The following is a 3,503-nucleotide window of genomic DNA, read 5'->3' as shown; positions in this document are numbered from 1 at the left end:
ATCAATTCATGTAATCGATATATGCTATCCCGGTGTCCCATGGCAATGCGAATCTTTCGCAGCATTCTGCTGGCGGTTATCCAGGATACGTTTATCTGTTTGGATAAACGCAAGGCAGAAATACCGCCTTTATCTGATGCAACCAGGTAAATTGCCCAAAACCACTTGGTTAGTGGCAGATTGGTTGAATGAAACAAGGTGCCTGCCGTTAATGAGGTTTGTTTGTGGCATTGACTGCATTCCCAATAGCCACGCGTCTTAATAATGTAACCACCATCATGACCACAACATGGGCAGCGAAAACCTTCCGGCCAGCGTCACCTGGACTCAAATAGTGTCAGCTTGCCAGGCTTCTTCGCTCTTTGATATTTCACCGTGCTGTCGCCTGGCGCTTTCAATCACTTTTTTATCGTGTTCCGCGACAGACTCGTGGCGCCGTTGAATCTCATTAATCGATAAATGTTCACGGTAAAACATCCGACGTATCTTTGCATACATAACCATGGTAAATCACCTCTCAAATTCTCCTGCTCAAAATTTAAGCAGGATACGTGAATTACCTGGTCAATTTTCAACCGGTGTCAACACTCTGTGGACCTTTACTCATAGTGAGTCCAAAGTCGTAGCACTTTCACAGCTTTTTCTTTTTCCAATACTTGGTAAACAACTCTATGTTGAATATTGATTCTTCTTGAATATGCGCCTTCAAGGTCACCTACTAATTTTTCATAAGGTGGAGGATTTTGATATGGGTTTTCTTGAACAAGAGCTAGTATGCCCTGAGCTTTCTTTTTTAAACCAGCAGAAGCTAGTTTCTTAGAATCTTTCTTTGCTTGCTTGGTATAGTAAATTTCCCACATTACCAGTCAAGCTTCTTTTTACAATCATCAAGGCTTTCGTCCATACCTTCACGAATTGACTCTCTCATTCCAGGAATAGAAAGCAAAAACAATGTCTCGTTAATTGAGTTCCAATCTTCCTCTGCGAGGAGAACTGCATTTTTTCGTTTGCCAGTGATAATAATCGGTTGATGAGTTTCAGCAGTTTCGTCGATTAGCTTGTATAGTTTTGAACGTGCTTCAGTAGCATTAAGTGTAGTCATATCTCACCTCCATAAGCAATAAGCGTACGTTAATGCGTACTTAATGTCAAGAAAAGCTGGATCCTAATCTGTATCGCAGATAAAGCGTGAAATTGATTGTGCCAAATTTGCGCCAAACTGAGATATAAATGTAGTCATTTGAGATTGTTTGACACGGTTTTCATGCTTGACAATAGTTGTAAGTAATTGATTGTATTAGATATTAATTTTCTCTTTGCTTCTCATAATCCCTTGGTCGCTGGTTCGATCCCAACCAGACCAACCAAAAATCAAGAGGTTAGACTATTTTCTTCTTAGCTCAATTCTATAAATGAGATTATCTTTATCTATGACGTCATCGTCATCATCATCGTCATCGTCATCATCATCGTCATCGTCATCGTCATCGTCATCGTCATCGTCATCGTCTCTATATATTATTTTTTTAACAGCATAGCCGGCTTCATTAATAAATTCATATTCCGCAAAGTAATCATGATCATCGGGCAGTTCGATATTTGTAATATTGAATATATTATCTTTGACAATATAGATTTCAACTAAGTAAATAAAAAGGTTAATAGAATCTTCATTGACATTGATTAACCTTACTAAGTTAAATTCTCCTTTGCCACAATTAAACGTCCCTTCAACATCACCTATAATATCCTTATCCAAATCTAGATTTCCTAAGACTGTATACTTGGGTTTTTTTTTAAAAATTACCAAATGGTACACAGTTTTGAGTTGGTCTCCGCCTTGTCGGCATCTAACTATACCGTGCTTCTCTGAGATCTCCAGATTGAAATATACCGTCAATTCAAACGTTTCAGCACTTGCTACAGTATGCACAGAAAAGGCGAATAACAGCACTAATATAATTTTCATATAAAACCCCTTTATCTGAACTTGGTTTCTAGAAAAGAGCGGCCATTTTAACTCTTCTAATAATAATGAGAGATTGTGAGTTGTATTACACTGTCAGGAAATTAAAGTTATCTTGGGTACATCCGGCAAATGCGCATATCTTAGAAAAATTAAATGTTGCGAGATAGTGAAAAAGAATTTGAGATTGTCATTGGACCTTAATGATGATGCTTTTTCAACATGCCTGAAAGTTTACTGCACGCGCTTCTGGCATAATTGGCTAATTGAAGTGAATCTACTAATAATTTCAGTCTACATTCTTTTTATGGTCGTGCCGAATATTGTCGACGCATCTGGACGGTCAAAATTTCACAATTCTCCCCGTCTTCCAGAACCAATGGTGTTTGACCTTGTTTTGCCGCTGGGTGCCAAGAAAAATGAATTCGAGCTCAATACCTTGTTCCAATACGACTCTGAGCACAAAGCCGCCTTAATAAACCCTGAATTCGAATATGCTTATACCGATGGATATGGTATTGAGTTTGAATTACCAACAGAAAACTTATCAGTAGATGCCTACAAACTTGCGTTGCAAGGCACATTTAATTTTCTCAATACAAACAAATTTATCCATGGCTGGCAATACTATGGGGAATACCACCGACATAACAAAGAACTTGAAAATAATCTGCTATACATAGCAGGATATCAGTTCAATGAAAAGTGGGATACGCTTAATATGGTGGGTATTCGTTTTACCGATGTTCAATCAGAAGGACATGTTGAGGAATTAGTGAATAGCAGTCTTTTTTATTCGTACTCAAGTAATTTAATAATGGGGCTGGAAGTTAACTGGGAATCCCGTCCCAATCGACCTGATATAACGCTTGTCATGCCTCAGCTTCATGTTCAGGTAGCCAAACATGCAAAAATACAAGCCGGATTCGGGATGAAACAAGTAGGTCGTGAAACCTTTCCGCACGTGGCAACAAGAATTATTTTCGGATTCTGATCATTACAAAATCTATGACCGAGCACTTCATTGCATATTAAAGAATCCGAGTCGCCGTTTAGTAAAACTCCAGAACGCTTCAATGCCGTTAATATGGCAATGACCATCCCGGGTAACCACGCCAGTCATCACTATAAATGACACTCTCAATCGAAACTTTACCCAATATAACCGCTTGTAAAGTCATCCGCTTGCAGTCCGGTACTATTTCTGTGTATATACCCTGCCTTCTCTTTCAAATACACCAAATACAGGCTGTTTTAAAGTACCCCGGCCTCGCTTCAGTTTGCCGTGATATCCGCGTTGCCGTTTCGTTCCAAAGTAGCTTTCATCAATTTCTACGCTACCTACCAGTTTATCTTTTAATGCTACCTGGTGACAAAAAATAGCTCGTCGGAATAATCCATACCAGCGATTAATTGTGTTACGGTTCCTAACTAATAACAAGTATTAGACGACAATTAATCTGTCCGGTCAGGCGACAATTATCTTGACCGGTTGAGCGTGGGCGCCAGAATAAGTTCTTACCTATTGGATAGGAGA

5 protein-coding genes and 2 pseudogenes are annotated in these 3,503 nt (G+C 39.1%); 1 reads left to right on the top strand and 6 read right to left on the bottom strand.

Features of this window, described 5'->3' with window-relative positions:
• From BMY60_RS14760 to BMY60_RS15895, 5 genes and pseudogenes are all read right to left on the bottom strand, one after another.
• Nucleotides 1-317: pseudogene (locus tag BMY60_RS14760) on the bottom strand (transposase); the annotation flags it as partial.
• A 10-nt stretch (nucleotides 318-327) separates the two neighbouring features.
• Nucleotides 328-504 (bottom strand): hypothetical protein, encoded by a 177-nt coding sequence (locus BMY60_RS15900; protein ID WP_256251012.1) that lies wholly within the window; start codon nucleotides 502-504, stop codon nucleotides 328-330.
• 95 nt (nucleotides 505-599) lie between these two features.
• Nucleotides 600-860, bottom strand: coding sequence for a Txe/YoeB family addiction module toxin (locus BMY60_RS14755; protein WP_090334658.1), 261 nt, complete (start codon nucleotides 858-860; stop codon nucleotides 600-602).
• The gene (locus BMY60_RS14750) at nucleotides 860-1,102 is read right to left on the bottom strand and encodes a type II toxin-antitoxin system Phd/YefM family antitoxin (RefSeq protein ID WP_090334656.1); all 243 of its coding nucleotides are present in this window, start codon (nucleotides 1,100-1,102) and stop codon (nucleotides 860-862) included. Before BMY60_RS14750 ends, BMY60_RS14755 begins: the two co-directional genes overlap by 1 nt.
• Nucleotides 1,103-1,384: 282 nt before the next feature.
• On the bottom strand, nucleotides 1,385-1,969 hold the full coding sequence (locus tag BMY60_RS15895; protein ID WP_090334655.1) for a hypothetical protein: 585 nt from the start codon (nucleotides 1,967-1,969) through the stop codon (nucleotides 1,385-1,387).
• A 166-nt stretch (nucleotides 1,970-2,135) separates the two neighbouring features.
• Here BMY60_RS15895 and BMY60_RS14740 point away from each other — a divergent pair, with 166 nt between their 5' ends.
• Nucleotides 2,136-2,960, top strand: coding sequence for a cytochrome c oxidase subunit 6B family protein (locus BMY60_RS14740; protein WP_218141722.1), 825 nt, complete (start codon nucleotides 2,136-2,138; stop codon nucleotides 2,958-2,960).
• Nucleotides 2,961-2,996: 36 nt separating this feature from the next.
• On the opposite strand, the pseudogene BMY60_RS14735 reads toward BMY60_RS14740, so the two are convergent.
• A pseudogene (locus tag BMY60_RS14735) lies at nucleotides 2,997-3,407 on the bottom strand (IS1595 family transposase); the annotation flags it as partial.
• Between the last annotated feature and the right edge of the window lie 96 nt (nucleotides 3,408-3,503).

Origin of the sequence: Nitrosomonas sp. Nm51 (assembly GCF_900111165.1) — a bacterium.
Taxonomy (GTDB): Bacteria; Pseudomonadota; Gammaproteobacteria; order Burkholderiales; family Nitrosomonadaceae; genus Nitrosomonas.
The sequence above is the reverse complement of the archived record's forward strand: the minus strand, read 5'-3'. Positions and strand labels throughout refer to the sequence as shown.